Raw genomic sequence first — 23,718 nt, 5'->3', positions numbered from 1 at the left:
CGAAACACGCTCATTTTCGTAGCAGTGGCCGCAGGCGACGTCCGATGGCAAAGCCGTCGCAAAATCAGAGAGTGCGGTGTGTCAGTCAAATCGAGCGATGAGTCTTTACGATCGCTTCGCAATCGGACGCAGCCTTCGGCAGCTGCTACGGTGCTCCCCCCTACATCCCCCCGCTTGTCGCGCTTTTATCGCTCAAAACTCGTCTCGTTACCCTTCTGTGGGGTAGGATCCGTCTCCGAATAGGTGAGTGCCCGGTTTTGTGGCTTTTTGCCCAGGCCAACACCTTTAATTGAGTCGTGTGAGGGGAGTGAGGATGAAGGCGTTTCTATCGAAACTGTTGGTCGGGGTCACGGCTGTATTGGCGTTCAGTGCGGCCCATGCAGGCGCTATTGATGACGCCGTTAAACGCGGCACGCTCAAGGTGGGTATGGACCCGACTTACATGCCGTTCGAGATGACCAACAAACGCGGTCAGATCATTGGTTTCGAAGTCGACCTTCTCAAAGCCATGGCCAAGTCCATGGGCGTCAAGCTGGAACTGGTGTCCACCGGCTATGACGGCATCATCCCGGCGTTGATGACCAACAAGTTCGACATGATCGGCAGCGGCATGACCCTGACGCAGGAGCGTAACTTGCGCCTGAACTTCAGCGAACCCTTCATCGTTGTGGGTCAAACCCTGTTGGTGCGCAAGGAACTGGCTGACAAGATCAAGTCCTACAAAGACCTCAACGACCCGCAATACCGCCTGACCTCGAAAATCGGTACCACAGGCGAAATGGTTGCCCGCAAGCTGATGTCCAAAGCCCAGTACCACGGCTACGACAACGAGCCTGAAGGTGTGCTGGACGTGGTTAATGGCAAGGCCGATGCCTTTGTCTACGACGCGCCTTACAACGTAGTCGCCGTGAACAAGTTCGGTAATGACAAGCTGGTGTTTCTCGACAAGCCTTTCACCTACGAACCTTTGGCCTTTGGTCTGAAGAAAGGCGATTACGACAGCATCAACTTCATCAACAACTTCCTGCACCAGATTCACGAAGACGGCACCTACGATCGCATCCATGACAAGTGGTTCAAAGACACCACTTGGCTCAAAGACATGGAATAAGCGTGGTTCCCTGTAGCTGCCGCCGCAGGCTGCGATAAGGCCCGAACGGGCTTCAAGATTTCAGGGCTGCTCTGCAGCCATCGCAGCCTTCGGCAGCGCCTACAAAAAAAGCTGACCGCGCTGCCCTCTACGGAAATAGTTAAGTGATCAAACAGAAAAAAGCCCAATGGCCTTGGCACGTATTGACGGTGCTGGTGCTCATCGGCCTGGCCGGTGCGCTGTATTACGCCACCTCGCTGATGTCCTATGAATGGCGCTGGAACCGTGTTCCGCAATACTTCGCCTATCAGGCAGAAGAAGCCCAACGGGCTGCTGAAACCTCCACTGTTATCGAGTTGGTGCGCAAAGGCGATACCGCCGAAGTCGTGCTGCGCGGCGACGATGGAAAAGAACAACGGCTCACCGTTGCCGACAACAGCCTGCAACTGGCCGAAGGCGACGACGTAGAAGAAGGTGAGGTGGTCGGCGTGACCCGGCACTGGGCGGCCGGGCCGTTATTGTTGGGGTTGTGGACGACCGTCTGGTTGTCGCTGGTCTCAGGTGTATTGGGTTTGATTATCGGGCTGGCCACTGGGCTGTGCCGGCTGTCGAACAACCCGACCCTGCGTGACTTGTCGACGTTGTATGTCGAACTGGTACGCGGCACGCCGCTGCTGGTACAGATTTTTATCTTCTATTTCTTTATCGGCACGGTGCTCAACCTGTCCCGCGAATTTGCCGGGATTGCAGCCCTATCGCTGTTTACCGGGGCCTACGTGGCCGAGATTGTGCGTTCGGGCGTGCAGTCCATCGCCCGAGGGCAAAATGAAGCGGCGCGCTCGCTGGGGCTTAATGCCAGCCAGTCGATGCGTTACGTGGTGTTGCCGCAAGCCTTCAAGCGCGTGCTGCCGCCACTGGCCGGGCAATTTATCAGCCTGGTCAAAGACACCTCGCTGGTGTCAGTGATTGCCATTACCGAGCTGCTCAAAAGCGGTCGTGAAGTCATCACCACTTCGTTTTCGCCGTTCGAAATTCTGTTCTGCGTGGCGGGCCTGTACCTGTTGATTAACCTGCCGCTGTCGCATTTGGCCAGCCGGCTTGAGCGGAGGCTCGCGCAAAGTGATTGAAGTTCGCGAACTGGTAAAAATCTACGATACCCGCGGGCATATCGTTCGTGCGGTGGACAACGTCACGACCTCGGTCGCCAAAGGTGAAGTGCTGGTGGTGATCGGTCCGTCCGGCTCCGGTAAGTCGACCTTTCTGCGTTGCCTGAACGGGCTCGAGGAGTTTGACTCGGGTTCGGTCAGCATCGACGGCCTGGACCTGGCCAACCCGAAAACCGACGTCAACGCCTATCGACGTGAAGTCGGCATGGTGTTTCAGCATTTCAACCTGTTCCCGCACATGACCGTGCTGGAAAACCTCTGCCTGGCGCAAAAAGTCGTACGCAAGCGCGGCAAGGCCGAGCGTGAGGCCAAAGCCCGCGAGCTGCTGGAAAAGGTGGGTATCGGGCAAAAGGCCAATGAGTTCCCGTCACGGCTTTCGGGTGGGCAGCAGCAACGTGTGGCCATTGCCCGTGCGTTGGCAATGGATCCCAAAGTGATGTTGTTCGACGAGCCGACCTCGGCGCTGGACCCGGAAATGGTCGGCGAAGTGCTGGACGTGATGAAAACCCTGGCCCGCGAAGGCATGACCATGGTTTGTGTGACCCATGAAATGGGTTTTGCCCGAGAAGTGGCGAACCGCGTGTTGTTCTTTGACCACGGTAAATTGCTGGAAGATTCATCGCCGGAAGCGTTTTTCAACTCGCCCAAAGACCTGCGTGCTCAGGCGTTTTTGCGGCAGGTGCTTTAAAAACCCCTCACCCTAACCCTCTCCCAAAGGGAGAGGGGACTGCTTGAACTGTCTTTGCCTTTAGCCCCCTCTCCCTCCGGGAGAGGGGGGTCTGATCTGCTTTTGCTTTTAGCTCCCTCTCCCTCCGGGAGAGGGCTGGGGTGAGGGTCAGCTTTTTTAAACTTTAAACCGTCCCACCAACGTTTGCAGATGCGAGCCCAACCGCGCCAGCTCAACACTCGACGCGGCAGTCTCTTCACTCGCCGCGGCGGTCTGTTCCGACACATCTCGCACATTCAATACACTGCGGTTGATCTCTTCAGCCACGGCGCTTTGCTGTTCGGCGGCGGCAGCAATCTGCTGGTTCATCGCTTGAATGGCCGACACGGTACGGTTGATATTGCCCAACGACTCACCCGCACGGCGAGTCAATTCAACGCTGCTGTCCGTTAGTGTGCGGCTGTTATCCATGCTGCTGGATACTTGCAACGTACCGCTTTGCAACCCGGCAATCAGCTCTTCGATTTCTTCCGTGGATTTTTGTGTGCGCTGGGCAAGGCTGCGCACTTCGTCAGCGACCACTGCAAAACCACGACCTGCCTCACCCGCGCGCGCCGCTTCAATGGCCGCGTTGAGCGCCAGCAGGTTGGTTTGCTGGGCCACAGATTTGATCACATCGAGCACGCTGCCAATTTTGTCACTTTCGCGCTTGAGGTGGCCCATGGCCTCTGTCGAGTGACCCACTTCGATGGCCAGTTTTTCAATCTGAGCTATGGCTTCGCCCACCACCTTGTCGCCTTCGCGTGCCTGTTGATCAGCCGCCAAAGCCGCTTCCGAGGCTTCTTCAGCATTGCGCGCCACTTCTTGTACCGTCGCTGTCATCTCATGCATGGCGGTAGCGACCTGATCGGTTTCCACTTTCTGACTGTTGACCCCGGCACTGGTTTGCTCGGTCACGGCCGAAAGCTCTTCGGCCGCGCTGGCAATCTGAGTCACACCATCACTGATGCCTTCAACCAACGCCCGCAGCCCCTCGGTCATGCCTTGAACCGCTTGCTGTAGCTGCCCCAGTTCGTCGAGCCGGTCTGTCGGGGGCGCCTGGGTCAGATCACCGGCCGCCACGCGCTTGACGATCTTGAGGGTGTGTTGCAGCGGGATAACGATCTGCCGTGTGATGGCCCATGCGGCCAAGATGCCCACTACCAAAGCCAGCACTGTGCAAATGGTCAGCAGACGTTTGGCCTGGTTACTGTCTTGGTCGCGCTTGGCGGCTTGCAGTGTCGAGAGCTTTTCGCTCAACTCGATCAGCTTGGTGCCTTGCTGGTGCATGCGCTCAATAGCCTGTTCGCCATCTTGAGCAAGTCTGGACAACGCCTGTCGATAGTCGGTGACGGCTGCCAACTGTTGTTGCACCAGCGCGATGTCATCTGGGGCAACAAGTTGCATGCGCGACTTCTCGAGCGCGGCGTCCAGTGCATTCAATTGTTCATGGACGGCCTTGAGGTTCTGGTCGGTAGCGCGCAGCTCATAGTCGAGGCGGGCAATGCGCAAATCTTTGGTCAAGCCAATGATCTTTGACAGGTTGGCCAGCTTGTCACCCCGGTCAATCACTGAGACCAGTCCATTCCAGCCCGTGGCAGCTATCAGCAAGGTCAAAACAAGCACGAGGCCAAAGCTGACACTGAGTTTGCGGTTGACGCTGATATTGCCAAGAAGTTGAACCAGCCGACGGTACATGATGACGCTCCTTTGATTGACTCGACGCACTCGACGACAAGCCGTCCATTGCCTACAAAAGGCATCGGCTTGTTATGGAAGAACTGTAGGCAGTTGGATTTAAAGTGTGACGAGCATCACCCGTAACCGCTGCCGCAGGCTGCGATTACGGGAGAGGGGGGGTCAGAACAACCGGGCGAGCAGGGCGGTGACGGCGGTTTCGACCCGTAGAATGCGCGGGCCCAATTGCACTGGTTGCAGACCGGCCTTGGCCAGCAAGTCGATTTCGTAAGGGATCCAGCCGCCTTCCGGGCCAATGGCCAAGGTCACGGGCTGTTCCAGGCCCCGTGGGCACGCCGGGTAATCACCCGGATGGCCAACCAGACCCAGCGTACCCTCGACCAGCGCGGGCAGACGGTCTTCGACGAAGGGCTTGAAGCGTTTTTCGATGACGATCTTGGGCAGTACGCTGTCCCGGGACTGTTCCAGGCCCAGAATCAATTGTTCGCGAATGGCTTCGGGCTCCAGGAACGGCGTTTGCCAGAAGCTCTTTTCAACCCGGTAGCTGTTGACCAGCACCACGTGAGGGACGCCCATTGAAGCAATGGTTTGCAGTACCCGGCGCAGCATCTTCGGGCGTGGCAAGGCCAGTATCAAGGTCAGCGGCAGCTTTTCGGGCGGTGGCTGGTCAAGGCTGAGGATTTTCAGCTCGGCCTCTTTGGCCTCCAGCCTCAGCAACTGCGCATTGCCCATCAAACCGCCAATACGCCCGACTCGCAGGCTGTCGCCTACCTCGGCGCGGTGAACGTCCTGCATGTGCGTCAAACGGCGGTCGCGCAGGATGACGCGGTCGTCTGCAATGAAATCAGCCTCTTCGAGGAGCAGCAGGTTCACGCTTGCGGTGCTGGCGGTTGGGCGTTGTTATCGCGCTCGGACTGTTCGTCCGGGTGGTCGCCACGTGTGTTCTTGCTGACCAGGCTGCCAAACAGAATGCCGATCTCAAAGAGCATCCACATCGGAACCGCCAGCAGGGTCTGCGAGAAAATATCCGGCGGAGTCAGAATCATCCCGACTACAAAGCAGCCAATGATCACGTACGGGCGGATTTTGCGCAGGTATTTGACGTCGACAATGCCGATCCACACCAGCAGCACCACTGCCACGGGGATTTCAAAGGCCACACCAAAGGCAAAAAACAGGGTCATGACGAAATCAAGGTAGCTGCTGATGTCGGTCATCATGGCCACGCCCTCGGGGGTTGCGGCGGCGAAAAACTTGAACACCAGCGGGAACACCAGAAAGTAGGCGAAGGCCATGCCGGCGTAGAACAGAAAGATGCTGGAAACCAGCAGCGGCACGGCAATGCGCTTTTCATGCTTATACAGACCGGGCGCGATAAAGCCCCAGATCTGATGCAGGATCACCGGGATCGCAATAAACAGCGACACCATCATGGTCAGCTTGAGGGGCGTCAGGAAGGGCGAGGCCACGTCGGTGGCGATCATTGTGGCACCCACCGGCAGGTATTCACGCAGTGGCGTGGAAACCAGCGTGTAGATCTGCTGAGTGAAGGCGAACAAGCCGACGAAAATGATGAAAATCGCGGCAATGCAACGCAACAGACGGGTGCGCAGCTCAGTCAGGTGCGAGACCAGCGGCATTGGCTGGTCGTGTTCAGGCTTATCGCTCATGCGCTTAAGGGGCTCGCGGTGGCAGGGTTGGGTCGTGGGGCGCTGCCGGTTGAGGCGCTGTGTCGGATGGCGTCTTGTCCAGGCTGATCGGCGCATGGCTGGCCGTTTCGACAGGCGATGGCGACTCGGGTGTCTGGCTGGGCGTAAGCGGCTTAACGGCGTCCTGAAGAGGAGCCAATATCTTCTTGGCTTCCTCTTCCATCGACAGGATGTGTTCGTTGTGCAGCTGGCGACGAATTTCATCGGCGCCGATTTCACGCTCCACTTCTTGTTTGATCGCATTGAAACTGCGCTTCAAACGACCGATCCACAGGCCCGCCGTGCGTGCGGCACCTGGCAGGCGCTCGGGGCCAAGTACCAGCAAGGCTACCAGGCCAACGAGCAGCAGTTCACTGAAGCTGATACCAAACATTAGGGTCTGCTCACACGTCTTTGCGGGTCGGCTCTTCGACTTTTTGCGCCTGCACGTCAATGGTGTGCGGCTCGTTCAGCGTCGAAGTGGTGTGGGGTTGTGGCGCGGCAGTGGGCTGTGCAGGCGGAACCACGGGCTCAGCAGGCTTTTCGTCGTCGTTCATGGCTTTGCGAAAGCCCTTGATCGACTCACCCACATCAGTGCCGAGGTTTTTCAGTTTTTTGGTGCCGAAGACCAGTACCACGACTACCAGAATGACGATCCAGTGTTTCCAGTCAAAAATACCCATGATCTTTTCCTCTCCAAAACAAGGTTAGGCAGATGGCCGCGAGGCTTTTTCCACGTGGCCGGAAGTGCCGATACGACGCTCAAGTTCATCCAGTACAGCCTGAGGGTGCAGGCCCAGTTGGGCGAGCATGATCATGCTGTGGAACCATAGATCGGCAGTTTCGTAGATAACGTCGCTGTAATCGCCGCTGATGGCAGCATCTTTGGCGGCGATGATGGTTTCAACCGACTCTTCGCCGACTTTTTCCAGAATCTTGTTCAAGCCCTTGTGGTACAGGCTGGCGACATACGAGCTTTCTGGCGTGGCACCTTTGCGTGCTTCGAGCACTTGGGCTACTCGGCTCAGGGTGTCATTCATGGGAGTGTCCTGCGTGATAAATGGCATGCGGGTCTTTAAGCACCGGGTCGACGGTCTTCCATTCGGCGTTTTCGTACACCCGATAGAAGCAGCTCTGACGTCCGGTATGGCAGGCGATGTCGCCGATTTGCTCGACCATCAGGATGATCACATCAGCGTCACAGTCCAGGCGCATTTCATGCAGCTTTTGTACGTGACCTGATTCTTCACCCTTGCGCCACAGTTTGCCACGTGAACGTGACCAGTAAATGGCACGGTTTTCAGCAGCGGTCAGGCTCAGCGCTTCGCGGTTCATCCAGGCCATCATCAAGACGCGCCCGGTTTTGTGATCCTGGGCAATCGCCGGCACCAGGCCGTCGCTGTCCCATTTGATTTCGTCCAGCCACTCTTTCATGTTCGACTCCGACAACCGACCTTGACCCTCTGGTCAAGGCTCGGTGAATTCACAGTTTGCCAGCCTCGCCCGGAGCTGGCTATCGGCGCACGATCAGATACAAGCCGACTGCCAGCATGATCCCCGCAGGCCAGTAGCCCAAGGTGTGGAGCGGGCCAACACTGGCCAGTAACGCACCTGCGGCCAAGTGCCCGGCGCCGAGCAGGCGCAGGAACCAGCTGTCCCTCGGCTCGCTGATCACCAGCTTCTGATTTTTGGCATGGGGCTGCGACATACGCTCCAGCAAATCACGGGTCATGTCGGCCAAGTGCGGTATCTGCTCGACCTGGCTGTGCAGGTTGCGCAACAAGGTTTTGGGGCTGACGCGTTCACGCATCCAGCGTTCGAGGAACGGTTGGGCGGTGCTCCACAGGTCCAGATCCGGGTACAGCTGGCGGCCCAGCCCTTCGATGTTCAGCAAGGTTTTTTGCAGCAATACCAACTGCGGCTGGACTTCCATATTGAAGCGTCGCGCCGTCTGGAACAGGCGCATCAGCACTTGCCCAAAGGAAATCTCTTTCAGCGGTTTCTCGAAAATGGGTTCGCATACGGTACGGATCGCCGCTTCAAACTCATTGAGCTTGGTGTGTGCCGGCACCCATCCCGAATCAATGTGCAGTTGCGCCACTCGGCGGTAATCGCGTTTGAAGAAAGCAAACAGATTGCGCGCCAGATAATCCTGGTCTTCGGGGGTAAGGCTGCCGACGATGCCGCAGTCGATGGCGATGTACTGCGGGCTCCATGGGCTGACGGTGCTGACAAAGATGTTGCCGGGGTGCATGTCGGCATGGAAGAAACTGTCGCGGAACACTTGGGTAAAGAAAATCTCGACCCCGCGCTCGGCCAGCAGCTTCATGTCGGTGCGCTGATCGGCAAGGGTGGCCAGATCGGTGACCTGAACCCCGTAGATGCGCTCCATCACCAGCACTTTGGGGCGGCACCAGTCCCAGTAAATCTGCGGCACATACAGCAGCGGCGAACCTTCGAAATTACGCTTGAGCTGGCTGGCGTTGGCCGCTTCGCGCAACAGGTCAAGTTCATCGTAGATGGTCTTCTCGTAATCGCTGACTACGTCGACCGGGTGCAGGAGGCGGGCGTCTGCACTCAAGCGTTCGGCAATTTTGGCCAGAATAAACAGCCAGGCCAGATCTGAACCGATGATCGGTTTAAGACCGGGGCGTACGACCTTGACCACGACTTCTTCGCCAGTCTTGAGCTTGGCCGCGTGCACTTGTGCCACGGACGCGGATGCCAGCGGCTCAATGTCGAAACGGCTGAACACGTCGCTGATTTTGGCGCCGAGTTGTTCTTCGATCAGTTTGACCGCGACCTGCGGGTCGAACGGTGGCACGCGGTCTTGCAACAGCATCAACTCATCGGCAATGTCTTGTGGGAGCAAATCGCGACGAGTGGAGAGAATTTGCCCGAACTTGATAAAGATGGGGCCCAAATCCTGTAAGGCCAGACGCAACGCAGCGCCGCGGCTCAGCTCAAACTTTTTACGTGGGAACCAGCGCCACGGCAGCGCATAGCGCAGCGACAGCAACCACCACGGCAAGGGCAAGGCGAACAGCAGGTCATCCAGGCGGTAGCGAATGACAACGCGCTGGATACGAAACAAACGGCGTATGGCAAGCAACTTCATGCGTTATCGCTGGTATTGAGGGACCGGCAGAGGCGCTCGAAGCGGGCCTCAAGACGATCCAGGTCGAGTTTGAGTTGGTCGAGCTCATCAAAGCGCGCTTGCGCCTCACGTTCTCCGACCAAAGTGCGAGCTTCTTCACTCAGGTATTCAGCGAGATTCTGATTGAGGCTGGCAAAACCTTGCTGATACCAATGGGCGCGGCTGCGCACATGGCCACCGACCAAGGCAGTAGCAACGGGGCCGATCCAGCGCGAGAGTTCGTATTCCCAGTCCAACTCAAGATCTTGCAGAACCGCCGCCAGTGCCATCAACACATGGCTGTCGCCTTCAAGCTCGACTTCGGGGCTGTGCAAAATACGGGTTTTGTCTTTGCTCAAGACTAAACGCAGCAAGCTGGATACAGGGGCGCGCAAGGTGCAATCTGCATCGGCTGCCCAGTGGGTAGCCAACAGCAGGCCTTCATCGCTAGGCAGAATGAACAGGTGCAGTGCGGGGCTTGCGCACTCCACTGCAATCACCTTGCCGGTCAACGGCTGCAAGCGAGCCAGCGCGGTACTGTCCAATCGCAAGACACGATTGATGCCGGTTTCGACGCTGGCGAGAAGGCCCCTGAGCAACATCAGGGTTTAATACCGCGATGCAGTGCAACAATGCCGGACGTCATGTTGTGATAAGTCACACGGTCAAAACCGGCTTCGACCATCATCGACTTGAGTGTCTCTTGATTCGGGTGCATGCGGATCGACTCGGCCAGATAGCGATAGCTTTCCGGGTCATTGAGGATCAGCTTGCCGACCATTGGCATGAAGGCGAATGAGTAGGCGTCATAGACCTTGGACATCAGCGGGTTGGTCGGCTTGGAGAACTCGAGCACCAACAAACGGCCGCCTGGCTTGAGTACGCGCAACATGGAGCGCAGCGCGTCTTCTTTGTGGGTCACGTTACGCAGGCCGAAAGCGATGGTCACGCAATCGAAATAGTTGTCCGGAAACGGCAGCTTTTCAGCGTCAGCCTGAACGAACTCGATATTGCCCGCCACGCCTTTATCCAGCAGGCGGTCACGGCCAACCTTGAGCATGGAAGCGTTAATGTCGGCCAGCACCACTTGGCCGGTCGGGCCAACAAGGTGCGAGAACTTGCGCGCCAGATCGCCGGTGCCGCCCGCGATGTCCAGCACCTTGTTGCCCGGACGAACGCCAGACAACTCGATAGTGAAACGCTTCCACAGGCGGTGCATGCCACCTGACAGAACGTCGTTCATCAGGTCATATTTACCGGCCACGGAGTGGAAAACCTCGGCGACTTTTTCCGCTTTCTGGCTTTCTGGAACGTTTTTGAAGCCGAAGTGTGTGGTGGGTTCGGCATCGCTGCCTTTGCGCTGATCAGTCATATCGCTGTCACCAAAAGAGAATGCTGGCCATTCTAATCCTGCTTGCCGGCTTTGTCTTGGCCGGGCTCGCTGGCGTGTCATTGCGAGCCGCGCTGGGCGGGCAATGTCCGTATAGTGGCAGGCTTTTCTAGCAGGAGTGAGCAATGGCCCGCATCAACGTTGAACGTGCCCATAACCTTGGCCTTGAAGCCGCCCGCGAAAAAGCCCAGCCGTTGGTTGAAAAGCTGGCGGGGCAATACGGTCTGACCCCGACCTGGCAGGGCGATACTGTAAAACTTAAGCGCTCCGGCGTTAACGGCACGCTGGAAATCGGCGAAAAAACAGTCAAGGTCGATGTAGAGCTGGGCATGCTGATGTCCGCGATGAGCGGCATGATTCAGTCAGAAATTGAACGTTCATTGGACAAAGCGCTGGCTTGAGCCTGGCACCTGCCCGGCGGTCAACCTGCGACGTGTCGAAGGGCGATGTCAACGTTATGGCATCGCCTTCAATGCAGTTTGAGAGTCGCTTGGGAGTTTTGATCGGTAGGAAAGAGCGGGTGATGAAGTAAACTTATTTAAATCGTCAGGTGTGAAACAGCCAAGAGACTTTATCTAGCGCAGTTGTTGGTTTTTTTTAGTGCGTGTTGGCGAAGTTGGCAATTTTCAATGAGTGACTAATATGGGTATCGAAGGAACACAATAACCCAATTAGGAATTCAAAAATGTCGCTGTATTTAAACGCTGTTGTTCATAACCCAAAAAACATGTCCGCAACAGAAATCGCTGCAAAAGTTGAAGGTGTGCTTGAAGAGTTCGTGTCTTCGCGAGATTTGAAATGGGCACCTGTTGTTGAATTGAAGTCAGGTATTAGCTACGTGGTTCAAACTGAAGCTGGGGATATGACCGGTTTTGTCAGCATCAATGGCTTCCGCGTCGTCTTTCTGATGGCGGGTGCAGCCGCAGAGGATGACGCCTGGACTGCAGAAGGCGATGCCATTGAACTGATGGAGCGGGCATTCCCCAACTCTGTTGAAGTCTGAGTGCTCGACACAAGTCATGTCCAATCGTGATGTGGCGGCTGTTAGCGAAATGATCAACGGCTAACGGCTTATTGAAACGTCAATTAAAGTGGCGCCTTTTTATAAGGCCCACTTTTTATTGTGCGTGTTTGACTGTTTATTCTTTAGGGAGCGGAGAATGTCTCATTATATATTTACCGTTGCACGCACTTCTGACATTGGTCACGCCGTTGCACGGGAAAAAGCCGAGCGTGTTCTTCAATTATTTATCGCTGCGCACGCCGCACTTATGTACCGAGAAGAAGTAAAGGCAGAGGGGGTCGTGGAGTATTTAATTCATGACGCCGAGGGGGCCGAATTCGGCAAGGTTCTGGTCTATATGAACAGCGTTATATTTATGACCTACGGGCCATTGGCGGAAGCTGAAGCCTGGAGCTCTGAAAGTGAGATCACTGACTTGATGGACGGTGAGTTCGAAAATGGCAAGGTGAGTGCTTCTGCCTGAATTGTGCACTTCGCAGCGACCCTGTTTGGCCATTTGCGCGTTTGGTGGCGTCATCTTTTCTGATGTGTGCGGTGTTTTTTTGGCTCTTCACCGATAAACAGAGTTTCAAGCTTGAATCGCAGGCATTTTGCGTCTAAGCCTGATTGAGGTGAACACCGTGTTCATCTTGGTGAGTTGCTGCATTGGCTGATCGACGTCACCACTGGGCATAAAGGGGAACACGATGACTGCTAAAAAACCGACTGCGCAACAAAGCCCTTCATGGGTAGGTAAAGTTGAAAAGTATTCCCGAAAAATCTGGCTGGCGGGTTTGGGGGTCTATTCGAAAATCGATACAGACGGTAGCAGCCTGTTCGACAGTCTGGTCAAAGAGGGTGAAAAAGCAGAGAAGCTGACAAAGGCAGGCGAGCCTAAAACGGCAAAGTCATCAACACGCTCTAAAGTGGACGACGTTAAAGAGTTGGCATTGGGTAAGTGGAGCGAGTTGGAAGAGGCATTCGACAAGCGTCTGAACAGTGCCATTTCACGTTTGGGTGTACCCAGTAGCGAGGAAGTGAAAGCGCTGCACGCCAAGGTTGAGACGCTCACCCAGCATCTTGAAAAACTCACTGCCGCCGCGGCAAAAGTAGCGGCGAGCAAATCCCCTGCCGCGAGCAAGCCGGTACCTGTCAAGGCGGCTGCCAAACCTGCGGTCGCCAAGCCGGCGAGCCGTGCCACCGCCCCGGCTAAACCTGCTGCTGCAAAGTCTGCTGCTGCCAAGCCTGCGGTTAAGCCTGCCGCCAAGCCTGCCGCCAAGCCTGCGGTTAAACCGGCTGCCAAGGCACCTTCAGCCCCTGCCAAACCTGCCGCCAAACCCGCTGCTGCCAAAGTGGCTACGAAAAAGCCTGCTACTCGCAAAAAAACCACCCAACCCACCGCCACCCCGGCAGCGGCCACGCCGCCACTTGAAAAAACCTCAAGCTGACGAGCCCTGGCAGACCTGGCTGTGCCCGACGGCCCTTGGTAGCGGGTGCTTAGAGCATCAACTTCACAACGGAGACAGCTGGGTCTCGCGTTTTACCGGCTTTTTTCAGCTCTTCAAGGTAGTCCGCCCACAAAGCATCCTGGCGTTTACCCAGTTCATAAAGGTAGTCCCAGGTAAACAAGCCGCTGTCGTGGCCGTCATCGAAGGTGAGCTTTAGCGCGTATTGGCCCGCAGGTTCGACCTTGCTCAAGCCGACATCGATTTTGCCGTATTGCAGGATCGGCTTGCCGTGACCCTGCACTTCGGCAGAAGGCGAATGCACTCGCAAAAACTCGGCAGGCAAGGTGTAAACCTCGTCTGGCCCATAGGTGAGCGAGAGGGTTTTTGAGACTTTATGCAGTTTGATAGCTGTAGGAAGCTTGGTCATTGCCTTGGGTCCGTCAGAGTTAATGTGCCTTAAGCCCAGGCACAAACACAGTAGCCGCTGACGCAGGTCGCGATCGCCAATCGTATCGGCGCAGGATCCAGGGATCACTGAAGGCTTTTTAGCCTTATCGCAGCCCTCGCAGCGGCTACAAGTGCTGTGTACACCCTTGCGGGTAGAGGTTTACAAGATGTAGCGCGAGAGGTCTTCGTTCTCGGCCAATTCACCCAAGTGGCTGTTCACATACTCGGCATCGATGCGAATCGGTTCCTCTTGATGAGCGCTGGCGATATCACCGGCACTGAAAGACACCTCTTCAAGCAGCCGCTCAAGCAGCGTGTGCAGGCGGCGAGCACCGATGTTTTCGGTTTTCTCGTTAACCTGCCAGGCAATTTCTGCCAAGCGCTTGATGCCTTCTGGCATGAACTCGATGTTCAAACCTTCGGTCTTCAGTAGCTCGCGGTATTGCTCAGTCAAAGAAGCATGCGGCTCGCTGAGAATGCGCTCGAAGTCTTCAGGCGACAAAGCCTTGAGTTCAACGCGGATTGGCAGGCGGCCTTGCAGTTCGGGCACCAGATCGCTTGGTTTGCTCAGGTGGAAGGCACCCGATGCGATGAACAGGATGTGGTCGGTTTTGACCATGCCCAGCTTGGTGTTGACGGTGCAGCCCTCGATCAGCGGCAGCAGGTCGCGCTGCACACCTTCGCGAGATACATCGGCACCGCCGACATTGCCACGCTTGGCCACTTTGTCGATTTCATCGATAAACACAATGCCGTGTTGCTCTACGGCTTCCAGAGCTTTGGCTTTGAGTTCTTCATCGTTAACCAGGCGGCTGGCTTCTTCGTCACGCACCATTTTCAGGGCTTCTTTGACTTTCAGCTTGCGGTTTTTGCGCTTGCCTTTGCCCATGTTGGCAAACAGGTTCTGCAACTGGTTGGTCATTTCTTCCATGCCAGGCGGCGCAGAAATATCGACACCGGCGACGTCAGCCACTTCGATTTCGATTTCTTTGTCGTCCAGTTGACCTTCACGCAGGCGTTTGCGGAACAGTTGGCGCGTGTTGGAGTCCTGCGGCACTGCGGCTTCTTCGCCAAAGGTGCGAGGCGGTGGCAAGAGGGCATCGAGGATGCGCTCTTCGGCCGCTTCTTCAGCACGGTGGCGAACCTTGACGATTTCCTGTTCACGCAGCAGTTTGATGGCGGCATCTGCCAGATCACGAATGATCGACTCAACGTCGCGGCCGACATAACCGACTTCGGTGAACTTGGTGGCTTCCACTTTGATGAACGGTGCGTTGGCCAGCTTGGCCAGACGACGTGCGATCTCGGTTTTACCTACACCGGTCGGGCCGATCATCAGAATGTTTTTCGGTGTCACTTCAACGCGCAGTTCTTCGGGCAGTTGCATCCGGCGCCAGCGGTTACGCAGGGCGATGGCAACGGCGCGTTTGGCGTCGTCCTGGCCGATGATATGGCGATTGAGTTCGTGGACAATTTCGCGGGGAGTCATGGACATGGTAATTGGCGTTCCTCTAGCTAAAGTAAGGGTCACAAACGGGCAGGCATGCTGTCCCGGCAGGCGTCTTAATTAGCGAGGTCCTGCTCCTCGATAGTGATGTTGTGGTTAGTGAATACGCAGATGTCGCCAGCGATACCGAGTGCGGTTTCTGCGATTTCGCGGGCCGAAAGGTCGGTTTTCATCAGCAGGGCGCGGGCTGCAGCTTGGGCGAATGCACCGCCAGACCCCATTGCGATCAAGCCGTCTTCAGGCTCAACCACGTCACCGTTGCCGGTGATGATCAACGAAGCGTCTTTGTTGGCAACCGCCAACATGGCCTCCAGGCGGCTCAGCGAGCGGTCGGTACGCCATTCTTTGGCTAACTCGACAGCGGCACGAACCAGATGGCCTTGATGTTTCTCAAGCTGGCCTTCAAAGCGTTCGAACAAGGTAAATGCATCGGCGGTGGCACCGGCAAAACCGGCGATAACCTGACCGTGATAGAGGCGACGAACTTTTTTCGCGTTGCCTTTCATCACGGTATTGCCAAGGGAAACCTGGCCGTCGCCAGCCATGACGACTTTGCCGTGACGGCGTACTGAAACGATGGTGGTCAAGGGAGAGTCTCCACGCAGCGGGGCGAAAATGCCTGATGGAAATACATATGGGGGTTGTAGTCGGTTTTTCAACCGTGGGGAGGGAATGTCGATGAGTGGAGCAAGGCGGGGAGGGGATAAGCATCGCGAGCAAGCTCGCTTCTACAGCATCCATGCATCTCTGTAGAGGCGAGCTTGTGAGCGTTTTTAGCGGCGCTGTTGCAACAGCAAATTATTGAACCCGCTGCCGGCCAATTGCTTTTGAGCAACGGTCAGCTGGTCGCGGTTGGTGAACGGCCCGACCAGCACGCGGTACCAGGTTTCATCCTTGACCGTGCCGGCCTCAACGGTGGCGGTTTGCCCCAACAAGATGATTTGCGCACGTACCCGTTCAGCATCGGCCTGTTTGCGGAACGAGCCCGCTTGCAGGAAGAACTTGGTGACGGGTGCCGCTTTTATCACAGGCGGCGCCGGTGGTGGCGTGACGCCACTTAGCGCTGCCTGGGCGCGAGCCGTGTCGATTTTCGCGGCCTCTGCAGGCGTGACCGGTACCACGGGCGCCGCTTGTGGCGTTGGCGGGGTTTTTTCCGGCACGGCATCAGGTGGCACGATCACTTCTGACTCGGGCAGCAACGTGTAGAAGTCGTACTTGGGCTTGGCCGGCTGGGTCGGGCTAGGTGCCGTTTTATTGGCGTGCTCGACCTGTGAGGCTTTTTGCTGCTCTTGCTTGACCCGTTTTACGTCGTCGCCCTTGCCGGGTTCGAGTTTCATCAAGAACACAATAAAGGCGCCCACCGTGAGGCCAATAGCCATCCACAGCCAACCCGGAATGGGCTGTTTGGCGGGCGCCTGGTACCGACTGGCGCCTCGCTTGGGTGCAGGCTTCTTTTTAGCGGCCAACTTACATGCGCTCCAGAGTTTCCAGACCCAGCAATTCCAGGCCTTGCTTGAGGGTGCGGCCCGACAAGGCAGCCAAACGCAGGCGGCTTTGCTTCTGTGCTTCGTCTTCTGCGCTCAGGATCGGGCAGTTCTCGTAGAAACTGGAGAACAGGCCGGCCACTTCGTACAGGTACGTGCACAGCGTGTGCGGGGTGCCTTTTTCGGCGACGTGATTCAGTACTTCGCTGAACTGAGCCAATTTGGCCGCCAGTTCTTGTTCCTGTGGTGCCTGAAGAATGATGTGGCCTTCAACTTCATCGAAGTTCTTGCCCAGCTTACGGAACACGCCCGCAACACGGGTGTAGGCATACAGCAAGTAAGGTGCGGTATTGCCTTCAAAGTTCAACATCAGGTCGAAGTTGAAGCTGTAATCGCTGGTGCGGTGCTTGGACAAGTCGGCGTATTTCACCGCGCCAATACCCACCACTTTGGCAATGGCACGCAGTTCTTCTTCGGCCAGCTCCGGGTTTTTCTCTTTTACCAGCGCGTAAGCACGTTCTTTGGCTTCGTTGAGCAGGTCAATCAGTTTGACCGTGCCGCCGTCGCGGGTTTTGAACGGGCGGCCATCCGCGCCGTTCATGGTGCCGAAGCCCATGTGTTCCATTTCCATCGGGTGGGTAATGAAACCGGCTTTACGGGCGACGGCGAACACTTGCTGGAAGTGCAGGGCCTGACGCTGGTCGACAAAGTACAGGGCGCGATCGGCCTTCAGTACGCCGCTGCGGTAGCGAATGGCCGCAAGGTCGGTGGTGGCATACAGATAGCCGCCGTCCGCCTTGACGATGATCACCGGCAGGGGCTCGCCTTCAGCGTTTTTGAATTCGTCGAGGAACACGCACTGGGCGCCATTGCTCTCGACCAACATGCCTTTGGCCTTGAGGTCGTTGACAACGTTGATCAGGTCGTCGTTGTAGGCGCTTTCGCCCATCACATCGGCCATGGTCAATTTGACGTTCAACTGCTCGTAGATTTTCTGGCAGTGCGACAGCGAAATGTCTTTGAACTTGGTCCACAGCGCCAGGCACTCCGGATCGCCGGCTTGCAGCTTGACCACTAGGCTGCGGGCACGGTCGGCAAACTCGGGCGACTCGTCGAAGCGTTTTTTAGCGGCGCGGTAGAAGTTTTCGAGGTCAGACAGCTCGTCGCTGGTGATCGGGTTTTCTTCCAGATAGGCCATCAACATGCCGAACTGGGTGCCCCAGTCGCCAACGTGGTTTTGGCGAATTACATCGTCACCGAGAAATTCCAGTACCCGTGCCACGCCATCGCCAATGATGGTCGAGCGCAAGTGGCCCACGTGCATTTCTTTGGCCAGGTTAGGCGCGGACATGTCGACCACGGTGCGCATGGCGGGTGTCGACTTGCGCACGCCGATTTTCTCGTCGGCCAGTGCCGCATCGAGGCGCGAAGCCAGGGCTTGGGTGTTCTGGAAGAAGTTCAGGAAGCCCGGACCGGCGATCTCGGTCTTGCTGATCTGCTCATCGGCCGGCAGGGCGGCGATGATTTTTTCAGCCAGGTCGCGCGGCTTCATGCCGGCAGGCTTGGCCAGCATCATGGCAATGTTGCTGGCGAAGTCGCCGTGGGTTTTGTCACGGGCGTTTTCCACCTGAATCGCTGGCGTCAGGCCTTCAGGCAACACACCTTCTGTGACGAGTTGATCCAGGGCTTTTTGAATAAGCTGGCGAATGGTGTCTTTCATGGTCTTCTCTTTCAACCGCAAGCGCGGTAGCGCTTTAGTGCGCAGGTGGAAAAACTGGGCATTATCCGTTGCCGGGTCGGCCTTGCCAACCTTAGCAGCCGGGCTTTGTTAAATCTGTAGCCGCTGCCGCAGGCTGCGATGGGGCGCGTATCAAACCTGCTTTTGAATAAAAGCGAAGGTCCAGCGGCCCTTATCGCAGCCTTCGGCAGCGGCTACATGGACGCGTGTCAATAAAGATCGACCGGGTCCACGTCCAGCGACCAGCGTACTTGTCGACCGCTGGGCATTTGCTCCAGCACCAGCAGCCACTGGTTCAGCAGTCGATGCAGCGGTGCCCGGGCATTGGCCTGAAGCAACAGTTGGGCACGGTAGCGTCCGGCGCGGCGCTCCATCGGCGCTGGTACGGGGCCGAGCAGCTCGATACCGCTCAAGTTTAGCTCGCCCAGCAAACGCTCGGCCTCGCTGCACGCCTCGTCCAGAAAACCTTCAGCTTGCCCCGGCTTGTGAGCCTCGGCGCGCAACAGTGCCAGATGAGCAAAGGGCGGCAAGCCTGCGGCCCGACGCTCGCTCAAGGCTTGTTCGGCAAAGGCGAAGTAGCCTTGCTCCGTCAGCTGAATCAGCAGCGGATGGTCGGCCAGATGGGTCTGGATGATCACCTTGCCCGGCTCTTCGGCGCGCCCCGCACGGCCCGCGACTTGAACGATAAGCTGGGCCATGCGCTCGCTGGCGCGAAAGTCGCCCGAGAACAAACCGCCGTCGGCGTCCAGAATCGACACCAGCGTTACCCGGGGGAAGTGATGACCTTTGGCGAGCATTTGCGTGCCGATCAAAATGCACGGCTGGCCTTTTTGAATGGTGGCAAACAGCTGGTTCATCGCGTCTTTGCGCGAGGTGCTGTCGCGATCGACCCGGAGCACGGGGTAGTCAGGGAATAAAATCCCTAACCGTTCTTCCGCCCGCTCGGTGCCGGCACCTACCGGTCGCAAGTCAACTTTACCGCACTGCGGGCAGTTGCGCGGCACGCGTTCGACGTAGCCGCAGTGATGGCAGCGAAGCTCGCCCGAGCGCTGATGAACCGTCATGCGTGCATCGCAGCGTTGGCACTCCGACATCCAGCCGCAGTCATGGCACAACAAGGTCGGGGCAAAGCCGCGGCGGTTGAGAAACACCAGTACTTGCTGGCCCGCCGCCAGGGTTTGGCCGATGGCTTGTTGCATCGGGCCGGAAATACCGCTGTCCAGCGGGCGGCTTTTGACATCCAGCCGAAGGAAGCGTGGCTGCTTGGCACCGCCCGCCCGTTCATTCAAGCGCAGCAGGCCATAGCGGCCCGTGTAGGCGTTATGCAAACTTTCAAGTGAAGGGGTCGCGGAGCCGAGCACAATCGGTATGTTTTCTTGTCGGGCGCGCACCAGTGCCAGGTCGCGAGCGTGATAGCGCAAACCTTCCTGCTGCTTATACGAGCCGTCGTGCTCTTCGTCGATGATGATCAGGCCCGGGTTTTTCATCGGAGTGAACAGCGCCGAACGTGTGCCAATAATAATGTCGGCCTCGCCATCACGAGCGGCCAGCCAACTTTCCAGCCGCTCACGATCGTTGACCGCCGAATGCACCAGCGCGATGCGTGCATTAAAGCGTTGCTCGAAGCGGGCCAGGGTTTGCGGGCCGAGGTTGATCTCCGGGATCAATACCAGCGCTTGTTTGCCAGCCTGCAGCGTTTCGCGAATCAGCTGCAAATACACCTCGGTTTTGCCGCTGCCCGTGACGCCCGCCAATAAAAAGGCATGGAAGTGATCGAATCCTGCACGAATAGCCTCGTAGGCGGCCCGCTGTTCGGGGTTGAGCGGCAGCTCGGGCTGGGCCAGCCAGTGCTCATGGCGTTCACTTGGCGCATGGCGGCGTACCTCGACGGTCACCAGCCCCTTGGCCAGCAACAGGTCGAGGCTGTCTTTGCTCAGCATCAATTTGCTCAGCAGTTGATGCGCCACCCCATGGGGGTGTTGCGCCAGCGTGGCCAGAGCTTCTCGCTGACGCGGCGCGCGGGCCACACGCGGGTCGTCAAGCTGCGCGCCGGGGGCGATTTGCCAAAAGCGTTCCTGACGGGTCTCAGCCAGTTCGCCCTGGCGCAGTAAAACCGGCAGCGCCCAGCTCAGGGTGTCGCCCAGGCTGTGCTGGTAATACTGCGAGGTCCATAAGCACAGCTTAAATAAAGAAGCTGGCAGCGGTGGCGTCGCGTCAAGCAGGGCGATGGCGGGCTTGAGCTTGTCGGCTGGCACGTCGCTGTGATCAACCACTTCGACTAAAATGCCGATCATTTCGCGCCGCCCGAACGGCACCCGCAAGCGCATCCCGGGCTGCAATTGCTCACGTCGAACGCCCGCAGGCGCCCGGTAATCGAACAGGCGGCGCAGGGGGGAAGGCAGGGCAAGGCGCAATATGGCGTCGGGCACGCGGGGCTCTCAAGTGATGAACGGCAAAGATGGCCCGGAGCCTAGCAGACAACGGGGGCAGGGACTAAAACCCATGTCAGGCAAATACGAAAGAAATCAGGTGGAGCATGCTTGGCCGCTTGCGTCAATGCAAAGGTCTGGTATTATCGGCGCCCTAAATTTACGTGCGGTATTCAACAATGGTGTTGAGTGGCGGCACGCTAGCCTGAGGAATACCCCATGAAAGCCGATATCCATCCAGCGTACGAAACAATCCTGGTAACTTGCAGCTGCGGCAACAAGTTCGAAACTCGTTCGAACCTGTGCAAACCACTGGGCACTGACGTATGCAACGAGTGCCACCCGTTCTACACCGGTAAGCAAAAAACTCTGGACATTGGCGGTCGTGTTGATCGCTTCAAGACTCGTTTTGGTGCTTTCGGCGCTAAAGCAGCCGCTCCAGCAGCAGAAGCAGAAAAAGCAGCCGAGTAAGGCTGATGACCTTGGGCAGCCTTTCGAGTCTGGCCGGGTTATTGAAAAAGGCGTCCCTTGCGGGCGCCTTTTTTGTGCCCGCGATTTGGCTTTCGGTGGTGCAGGCGCAAGCGCTGTGCCCCGCACCTCAGCCGGTGTCGTACGCGCAGGTAGAGCGCGTGGTCGATGGCGACACCCTGCGCCTCAAGGATGGTCGCAGCGTGCGCATGATCGGCCTCAATGCACCCGAAACCGGCAAAAAGGGCCAGAGTGCCGAACCTTTTGCCGACGCCGCCCGCAAGCGTCTGCAAAGCTTGGTGGCGCTCAGTGACGGGCGCGTAGGGCTGTTGCCCGGCAAGCAGGCCAAGGACCGTTACGGGCGAACACTGGCCCATGTCTTTGGTGCCGACGGCAGTAATCTGGAGGCGCAGTTGTTGGCGGATGGCCTGGCCTATCAAGTCGCAATAGCACCCAATGTCGAGTTGCTGGATTGTCAGCAAGCCGCCGAACGCCGCGCCCGGACGAACGGTGTCGGGCTATGGCGGCAATCGCCGGTTGTCTCAGCCCAGAACATTAACCGCTCAGGTTTTGCCGTGGTCGGGGGTAAGGTCAGTAAGGTGCAACGCAATCGCGGCGGGCTTTGGATTGATCTGCAAGGCGGATTGGTCGCGCACATTGCACCCAATGACCTGGGTAATTTCGATCAGAAAACCTTCGGTAAGCTACAAGGCGCTCAGGTCGAGGTGCGTGGCTGGGTGCTGGATCGTTCGCGCCGCGGCGGATTGAAAACCGGACAAGCGCGCTGGATGTTGCCATTGACTCATCCGGGGATGCTCAAGATCATTTCCAAATAAAATTGTAGACAATTTTAAAGCGTAATTGTGGACACTACAGCCCTTGCGCAGCGCGGGTCTTGGTCCAAAGTAGTAGGGCAAAGCGCTTGACACTGCTGACCGGTCAGTCTTGTCGGGACTTTGCGACACGCGTATGCTCGGCGATCCGTCTGTCCAACAGCAAAAAAGCGGAACGCCCTTATGTCTGATTTGAAAACCGCTGCTCTCGAATACCATGCCCAGCCCCGCCCAGGGAAACTGAGTGTCGAGCTCACCAAGCCTACCGCTACTGCCCGCGATCTCGCGTTGGCCTATAGCCCGGGTGTAGCCGAACCAGTGCGTGAAATCGCCCGCGACCCTGAACTTGCCTACAAATACACTGGCAAGGGCAACCTGGTCGCCGTTATCTCTGATGGCACCGCCATTCTGGGTCTGGGTAACCTCGGCCCGTTGGCTTCCAAGCCTGTAATGGAAGGCAAGGGCGTCCTGTTCAAGCGCTTTGCCGGTATCGACGTATTCGACATTGAAGTTGACGCCGAAAGCCCGCAAGCCTTTATCGACACCGTTAAACGCATCTCCATCACCTTCGGCGGCATTAACCTCGAAGACATCAAGGCACCTGAGTGCTTTGAGATCGAGCGTGCACTGATCGAACAGTGCGACATCCCGGTGTTCCACGATGACCAGCACGGTACCGCCATCGTAACGGCAGCCGGCATGATCAACGCGCTGGAAATCGCTGGCAAAACCCTGTCCGACGCCAAAATCGTCTGCCTGGGTGCTGGCGCTGCGGCCATCTCCTGCATGAAGTTGCTGGTGAGCATGGGCGCCACGATCGAAAACATCTACATGATCGACCGTACCGGCGTGATCCATTCCGGCCGTGACGACCTGAACCAGTACAAGGCGGTCTTTGCTCACGCCACTGAAAAACGCACCCTGGCTGACGCCATGGACGGCGCAGACGTGTTTGTTGGCCTGTCGGGTCCAAACCTGCTGAGCGCTGAAGACCTGCTGCGCATGGCGCCTAACCCGATCGTGTTCGCTTGCTCGAACCCTGATCCGGAAATCTCGCCAGAGCTGGCTCACGCCACCCGTAGCGATGTGATCATGGCCACTGGCCGTTCGGACTACCCGAACCAGGTCAACAACGTACTGGGCTTCCCGTTCATCTTCCGTGGTGCACTGGATGTTCGCGCCAAGCGCATCAACGAAGAAATGAAAATTGCAGCGGCCAACGCACTGCGTGAACTGGCCAAACTGCCGGTACCACAAGAAGTGTGTGACGCCTACGGCGGCATCAAACTGGAATTCGGTCGTGAGTACATCATCCCGAAACCGATGGACGTGCGCTTGATCACCCTGATCTCGGATGCGGTAGCCAAAGCGGCCATCGAAACCGGCGTTGCGACCCTGCCGTACCCGAAAAACTACCCGCTCAAAAGCGTGGATGACGTGTTCAACGGCTAACCCCGTCTAGCGTCAAACCAAAGCCCCGGCACTGA

General features: G+C 57.4%; 26 protein-coding genes. 10 read left to right on the top strand and 16 right to left on the bottom strand.

What is annotated here, in order from left to right:
- The first annotated feature begins 313 nt into the window (after positions 1-313).
- From EQV93_RS12695 to EQV93_RS12685, 3 genes are all read left to right on the top strand, one after another.
- A complete protein-coding gene (locus EQV93_RS12695; protein WP_122785227.1) occupies positions 314-1,111 on the top strand; it encodes a transporter substrate-binding domain-containing protein in 798 nt (265 codons plus the stop codon).
- Between the two features lie 146 nt (positions 1,112-1,257).
- Positions 1,258-2,217, top strand: coding sequence for an amino acid ABC transporter permease (locus EQV93_RS12690; protein ID WP_405585342.1), 960 nt, complete (start codon positions 1,258-1,260; stop codon positions 2,215-2,217).
- A complete protein-coding gene (locus EQV93_RS12685) occupies positions 2,210-2,944 on the top strand; it encodes an amino acid ABC transporter ATP-binding protein (RefSeq protein WP_240891680.1) in 735 nt (244 codons plus the stop codon). Before EQV93_RS12690 ends, EQV93_RS12685 begins: the two co-directional genes overlap by 8 nt.
- Before the next feature lie 156 nt (positions 2,945-3,100).
- Here EQV93_RS12685 and EQV93_RS12680 read toward each other — a convergent pair whose 3' ends face one another.
- From EQV93_RS12680 to ubiE, 10 genes are all read right to left on the bottom strand, one after another.
- Positions 3,101-4,660 carry a methyl-accepting chemotaxis protein gene (locus tag EQV93_RS12680; RefSeq protein WP_122785224.1) on the bottom strand — a complete coding sequence of 520 codons (1,560 nt, stop codon included), beginning with the start codon at positions 4,658-4,660 and terminating at the stop codon, positions 3,101-3,103.
- A 162-nt stretch (positions 4,661-4,822) separates the two neighbouring features.
- The gene (locus EQV93_RS12675) at positions 4,823-5,533 is read right to left on the bottom strand and encodes a 16S rRNA (uracil(1498)-N(3))-methyltransferase (RefSeq protein WP_240891679.1); all 711 of its coding nucleotides are present in this window, start codon (positions 5,531-5,533) and stop codon (positions 4,823-4,825) included.
- Positions 5,530-6,330 (bottom strand): twin-arginine translocase subunit TatC, encoded by an 801-nt coding sequence (gene tatC / locus EQV93_RS12670; RefSeq protein WP_146384899.1) that lies wholly within the window; start codon positions 6,328-6,330, stop codon positions 5,530-5,532. The genes EQV93_RS12675 and tatC overlap by 4 nt, the downstream gene beginning before the upstream one ends.
- 4 nt (positions 6,331-6,334) lie before the next feature.
- Entirely contained in the window at positions 6,335-6,742 is a 408-nt protein-coding gene (gene tatB, locus EQV93_RS12665; RefSeq protein ID WP_240891678.1) for a Sec-independent protein translocase protein TatB, read from the bottom strand.
- Positions 6,743-6,752: 10 nt separating this feature from the next.
- Positions 6,753-7,031 (bottom strand): twin-arginine translocase TatA/TatE family subunit, encoded by a 279-nt coding sequence (locus EQV93_RS12660; RefSeq protein WP_019825245.1) that lies wholly within the window; start codon positions 7,029-7,031, stop codon positions 6,753-6,755.
- Positions 7,032-7,055: 24 nt separating this feature from the next.
- Positions 7,056-7,388: a phosphoribosyl-ATP diphosphatase gene (locus tag EQV93_RS12655; RefSeq protein ID WP_122785220.1), complete on the bottom strand. Its 333-nt coding sequence runs from the start codon at positions 7,386-7,388 to the stop codon at positions 7,056-7,058.
- Positions 7,381-7,782 carry a phosphoribosyl-AMP cyclohydrolase gene (gene hisI / locus EQV93_RS12650; RefSeq protein ID WP_122785219.1) on the bottom strand — a complete coding sequence of 134 codons (402 nt, stop codon included), beginning with the start codon at positions 7,780-7,782 and terminating at the stop codon, positions 7,381-7,383. Before hisI ends, EQV93_RS12655 begins: the two co-directional genes overlap by 8 nt.
- 79 nt (positions 7,783-7,861) lie before the next feature.
- Positions 7,862-9,466 carry a ubiquinone biosynthesis regulatory protein kinase UbiB gene (gene ubiB, locus EQV93_RS12645; RefSeq protein WP_240891677.1) on the bottom strand — a complete coding sequence of 535 codons (1,605 nt, stop codon included), beginning with the start codon at positions 9,464-9,466 and terminating at the stop codon, positions 7,862-7,864.
- The gene (locus EQV93_RS12640) at positions 9,463-10,086 is read right to left on the bottom strand and encodes a ubiquinone biosynthesis accessory factor UbiJ (protein ID WP_146384895.1); all 624 of its coding nucleotides are present in this window, start codon (positions 10,084-10,086) and stop codon (positions 9,463-9,465) included. Before EQV93_RS12640 ends, ubiB begins: the two co-directional genes overlap by 4 nt.
- Positions 10,086-10,856 carry a bifunctional demethylmenaquinone methyltransferase/2-methoxy-6-polyprenyl-1,4-benzoquinol methylase UbiE gene (ubiE, locus tag EQV93_RS12635; RefSeq protein ID WP_122785216.1) on the bottom strand — a complete coding sequence of 257 codons (771 nt, stop codon included), beginning with the start codon at positions 10,854-10,856 and terminating at the stop codon, positions 10,086-10,088. The genes EQV93_RS12640 and ubiE overlap by 1 nt, the downstream gene beginning before the upstream one ends.
- A gap of 143 nt (positions 10,857-10,999) precedes the next feature.
- Here ubiE and EQV93_RS12630 point away from each other — a divergent pair, with 143 nt between their 5' ends.
- The 4 genes from EQV93_RS12630 to EQV93_RS12615 all read left to right on the top strand — a co-directional run bounded on the left by EQV93_RS12630 (position 11,000) and on the right by EQV93_RS12615 (position 13,325).
- A complete protein-coding gene (locus EQV93_RS12630; RefSeq protein WP_122785215.1) occupies positions 11,000-11,275 on the top strand; it encodes a polyhydroxyalkanoic acid system family protein in 276 nt (91 codons plus the stop codon).
- A 284-nt stretch (positions 11,276-11,559) separates the two neighbouring features.
- The gene (locus EQV93_RS12625) at positions 11,560-11,877 is read left to right on the top strand and encodes a hypothetical protein (RefSeq protein WP_122785214.1); all 318 of its coding nucleotides are present in this window, start codon (positions 11,560-11,562) and stop codon (positions 11,875-11,877) included.
- Between the two features lie 157 nt (positions 11,878-12,034).
- On the top strand, positions 12,035-12,361 hold the full coding sequence (locus EQV93_RS12620) for a hypothetical protein (RefSeq protein WP_122785213.1): 327 nt from the start codon (positions 12,035-12,037) through the stop codon (positions 12,359-12,361).
- A 223-nt stretch (positions 12,362-12,584) separates the two neighbouring features.
- Positions 12,585-13,325 (top strand): phasin family protein, encoded by a 741-nt coding sequence (locus EQV93_RS12615; protein ID WP_240891676.1) that lies wholly within the window; start codon positions 12,585-12,587, stop codon positions 13,323-13,325.
- Between the two features lie 49 nt (positions 13,326-13,374).
- Here the strand turns inward: EQV93_RS12615 and EQV93_RS12610 are convergent, their stop codons facing one another.
- From EQV93_RS12610 to EQV93_RS12585, 6 genes are all read right to left on the bottom strand, one after another.
- Positions 13,375-13,752 (bottom strand): gamma-butyrobetaine hydroxylase-like domain-containing protein, encoded by a 378-nt coding sequence (locus tag EQV93_RS12610; RefSeq protein WP_122785211.1) that lies wholly within the window; start codon positions 13,750-13,752, stop codon positions 13,375-13,377.
- Positions 13,753-13,932: 180 nt separating this feature from the next.
- Positions 13,933-15,267, bottom strand: a complete 1,335-nt coding sequence (gene hslU, locus EQV93_RS12605; RefSeq protein ID WP_122785210.1) for an ATP-dependent protease ATPase subunit HslU — start codon at positions 15,265-15,267, stop codon at positions 13,933-13,935.
- Between the two features lie 68 nt (positions 15,268-15,335).
- The gene (hslV, locus tag EQV93_RS12600; protein ID WP_122785209.1) at positions 15,336-15,866 is read right to left on the bottom strand and encodes an ATP-dependent protease subunit HslV; all 531 of its coding nucleotides are present in this window, start codon (positions 15,864-15,866) and stop codon (positions 15,336-15,338) included.
- A gap of 186 nt (positions 15,867-16,052) precedes the next feature.
- Complete coding sequence (locus EQV93_RS12595) at positions 16,053-16,745, bottom strand: SPOR domain-containing protein (protein WP_122785208.1); 693 nt, start codon at positions 16,743-16,745, stop codon at positions 16,053-16,055.
- Position 16,746: 1 nt separating this feature from the next.
- The gene (argS, locus tag EQV93_RS12590; RefSeq protein ID WP_122785207.1) at positions 16,747-18,483 is read right to left on the bottom strand and encodes an arginine--tRNA ligase; all 1,737 of its coding nucleotides are present in this window, start codon (positions 18,481-18,483) and stop codon (positions 16,747-16,749) included.
- Between the two features lie 227 nt (positions 18,484-18,710).
- Positions 18,711-20,930, bottom strand: a complete 2,220-nt coding sequence (locus tag EQV93_RS12585; protein WP_146384891.1) for a primosomal protein N' — start codon at positions 20,928-20,930, stop codon at positions 18,711-18,713.
- A 219-nt stretch (positions 20,931-21,149) separates the two neighbouring features.
- Here EQV93_RS12585 and rpmE point away from each other — a divergent pair, with 219 nt between their 5' ends.
- The 3 genes from rpmE (at position 21,150) to EQV93_RS12570 (ending at position 23,683) form a co-directional block, all read left to right on the top strand.
- Positions 21,150-21,401, top strand: coding sequence for a 50S ribosomal protein L31 (gene rpmE, locus EQV93_RS12580; protein WP_019825265.1), 252 nt, complete (start codon positions 21,150-21,152; stop codon positions 21,399-21,401).
- A gap of 5 nt (positions 21,402-21,406) precedes the next feature.
- Positions 21,407-22,234 carry a thermonuclease family protein gene (locus tag EQV93_RS12575; protein ID WP_240891675.1) on the top strand — a complete coding sequence of 276 codons (828 nt, stop codon included), beginning with the start codon at positions 21,407-21,409 and terminating at the stop codon, positions 22,232-22,234.
- A gap of 180 nt (positions 22,235-22,414) precedes the next feature.
- Entirely contained in the window at positions 22,415-23,683 is a 1,269-nt protein-coding gene (locus tag EQV93_RS12570) for a malic enzyme-like NAD(P)-binding protein (protein ID WP_122785204.1), read from the top strand.
- The last annotated feature ends 35 nt before the right edge of the window (positions 23,684-23,718 follow it).

This window comes from Pseudomonas sp. TMW22091 (assembly GCF_022496705.1).
In the GTDB taxonomy this organism is placed as follows: Bacteria; Pseudomonadota; Gammaproteobacteria; order Pseudomonadales; family Pseudomonadaceae; genus Aquipseudomonas; species Aquipseudomonas saxonica.
This window is presented reverse-complemented; position numbering and strand designations above follow the sequence as displayed.

Bases quoted from the DNA above. Each gene is read 5' to 3' on its own strand.
- EQV93_RS12695 (WP_122785227.1), top strand. From the start codon at position 314: ATGAAGGCGTTTCTATCGAAACTGTTGGTCGGGGTCACGGCTGTATTG.
- EQV93_RS12680 (WP_122785224.1), bottom strand. From the start codon at position 4,660: ATGTACCGTCGGCTGGTTCAACTTCTTGGCAATATCAGCGTCAACCGC.
- tatC (WP_146384899.1), bottom strand. From the start codon at position 6,330: ATGAGCGATAAGCCTGAACACGACCAGCCAATGCCGCTGGTCTCGCAC.
- tatB (WP_240891678.1), bottom strand. From the start codon at position 6,742: ATGTTTGGTATCAGCTTCAGTGAACTGCTGCTCGTTGGCCTGGTAGCC.
- EQV93_RS12660 (WP_019825245.1), bottom strand. From the start codon at position 7,031: ATGGGTATTTTTGACTGGAAACACTGGATCGTCATTCTGGTAGTCGTG.
- EQV93_RS12655 (WP_122785220.1), bottom strand. From the start codon at position 7,388: ATGAATGACACCCTGAGCCGAGTAGCCCAAGTGCTCGAAGCACGCAAA.
- hisI (WP_122785219.1), bottom strand. From the start codon at position 7,782: ATGAAAGAGTGGCTGGACGAAATCAAATGGGACAGCGACGGCCTGGTG.
- ubiB (WP_240891677.1), bottom strand. From the start codon at position 9,466: ATGAAGTTGCTTGCCATACGCCGTTTGTTTCGTATCCAGCGCGTTGTC.
- EQV93_RS12640 (WP_146384895.1), bottom strand. From the start codon at position 10,086: ATGTTGCTCAGGGGCCTTCTCGCCAGCGTCGAAACCGGCATCAATCGT.
- ubiE (WP_122785216.1), bottom strand. From the start codon at position 10,856: ATGACTGATCAGCGCAAAGGCAGCGATGCCGAACCCACCACACACTTC.
- EQV93_RS12630 (WP_122785215.1), top strand. From the start codon at position 11,000: ATGGCCCGCATCAACGTTGAACGTGCCCATAACCTTGGCCTTGAAGCC.
- EQV93_RS12625 (WP_122785214.1), top strand. From the start codon at position 11,560: ATGTCGCTGTATTTAAACGCTGTTGTTCATAACCCAAAAAACATGTCC.
- EQV93_RS12620 (WP_122785213.1), top strand. From the start codon at position 12,035: ATGTCTCATTATATATTTACCGTTGCACGCACTTCTGACATTGGTCAC.
- EQV93_RS12615 (WP_240891676.1), top strand. From the start codon at position 12,585: ATGACTGCTAAAAAACCGACTGCGCAACAAAGCCCTTCATGGGTAGGT.
- EQV93_RS12610 (WP_122785211.1), bottom strand. From the start codon at position 13,752: ATGACCAAGCTTCCTACAGCTATCAAACTGCATAAAGTCTCAAAAACC.
- hslU (WP_122785210.1), bottom strand. From the start codon at position 15,267: ATGTCCATGACTCCCCGCGAAATTGTCCACGAACTCAATCGCCATATC.
- argS (WP_122785207.1), bottom strand. From the start codon at position 18,483: ATGAAAGACACCATTCGCCAGCTTATTCAAAAAGCCCTGGATCAACTC.
- rpmE (WP_019825265.1), top strand. From the start codon at position 21,150: ATGAAAGCCGATATCCATCCAGCGTACGAAACAATCCTGGTAACTTGC.
- EQV93_RS12575 (WP_240891675.1), top strand. From the start codon at position 21,407: ATGACCTTGGGCAGCCTTTCGAGTCTGGCCGGGTTATTGAAAAAGGCG.
- EQV93_RS12570 (WP_122785204.1), top strand. From the start codon at position 22,415: ATGTCTGATTTGAAAACCGCTGCTCTCGAATACCATGCCCAGCCCCGC.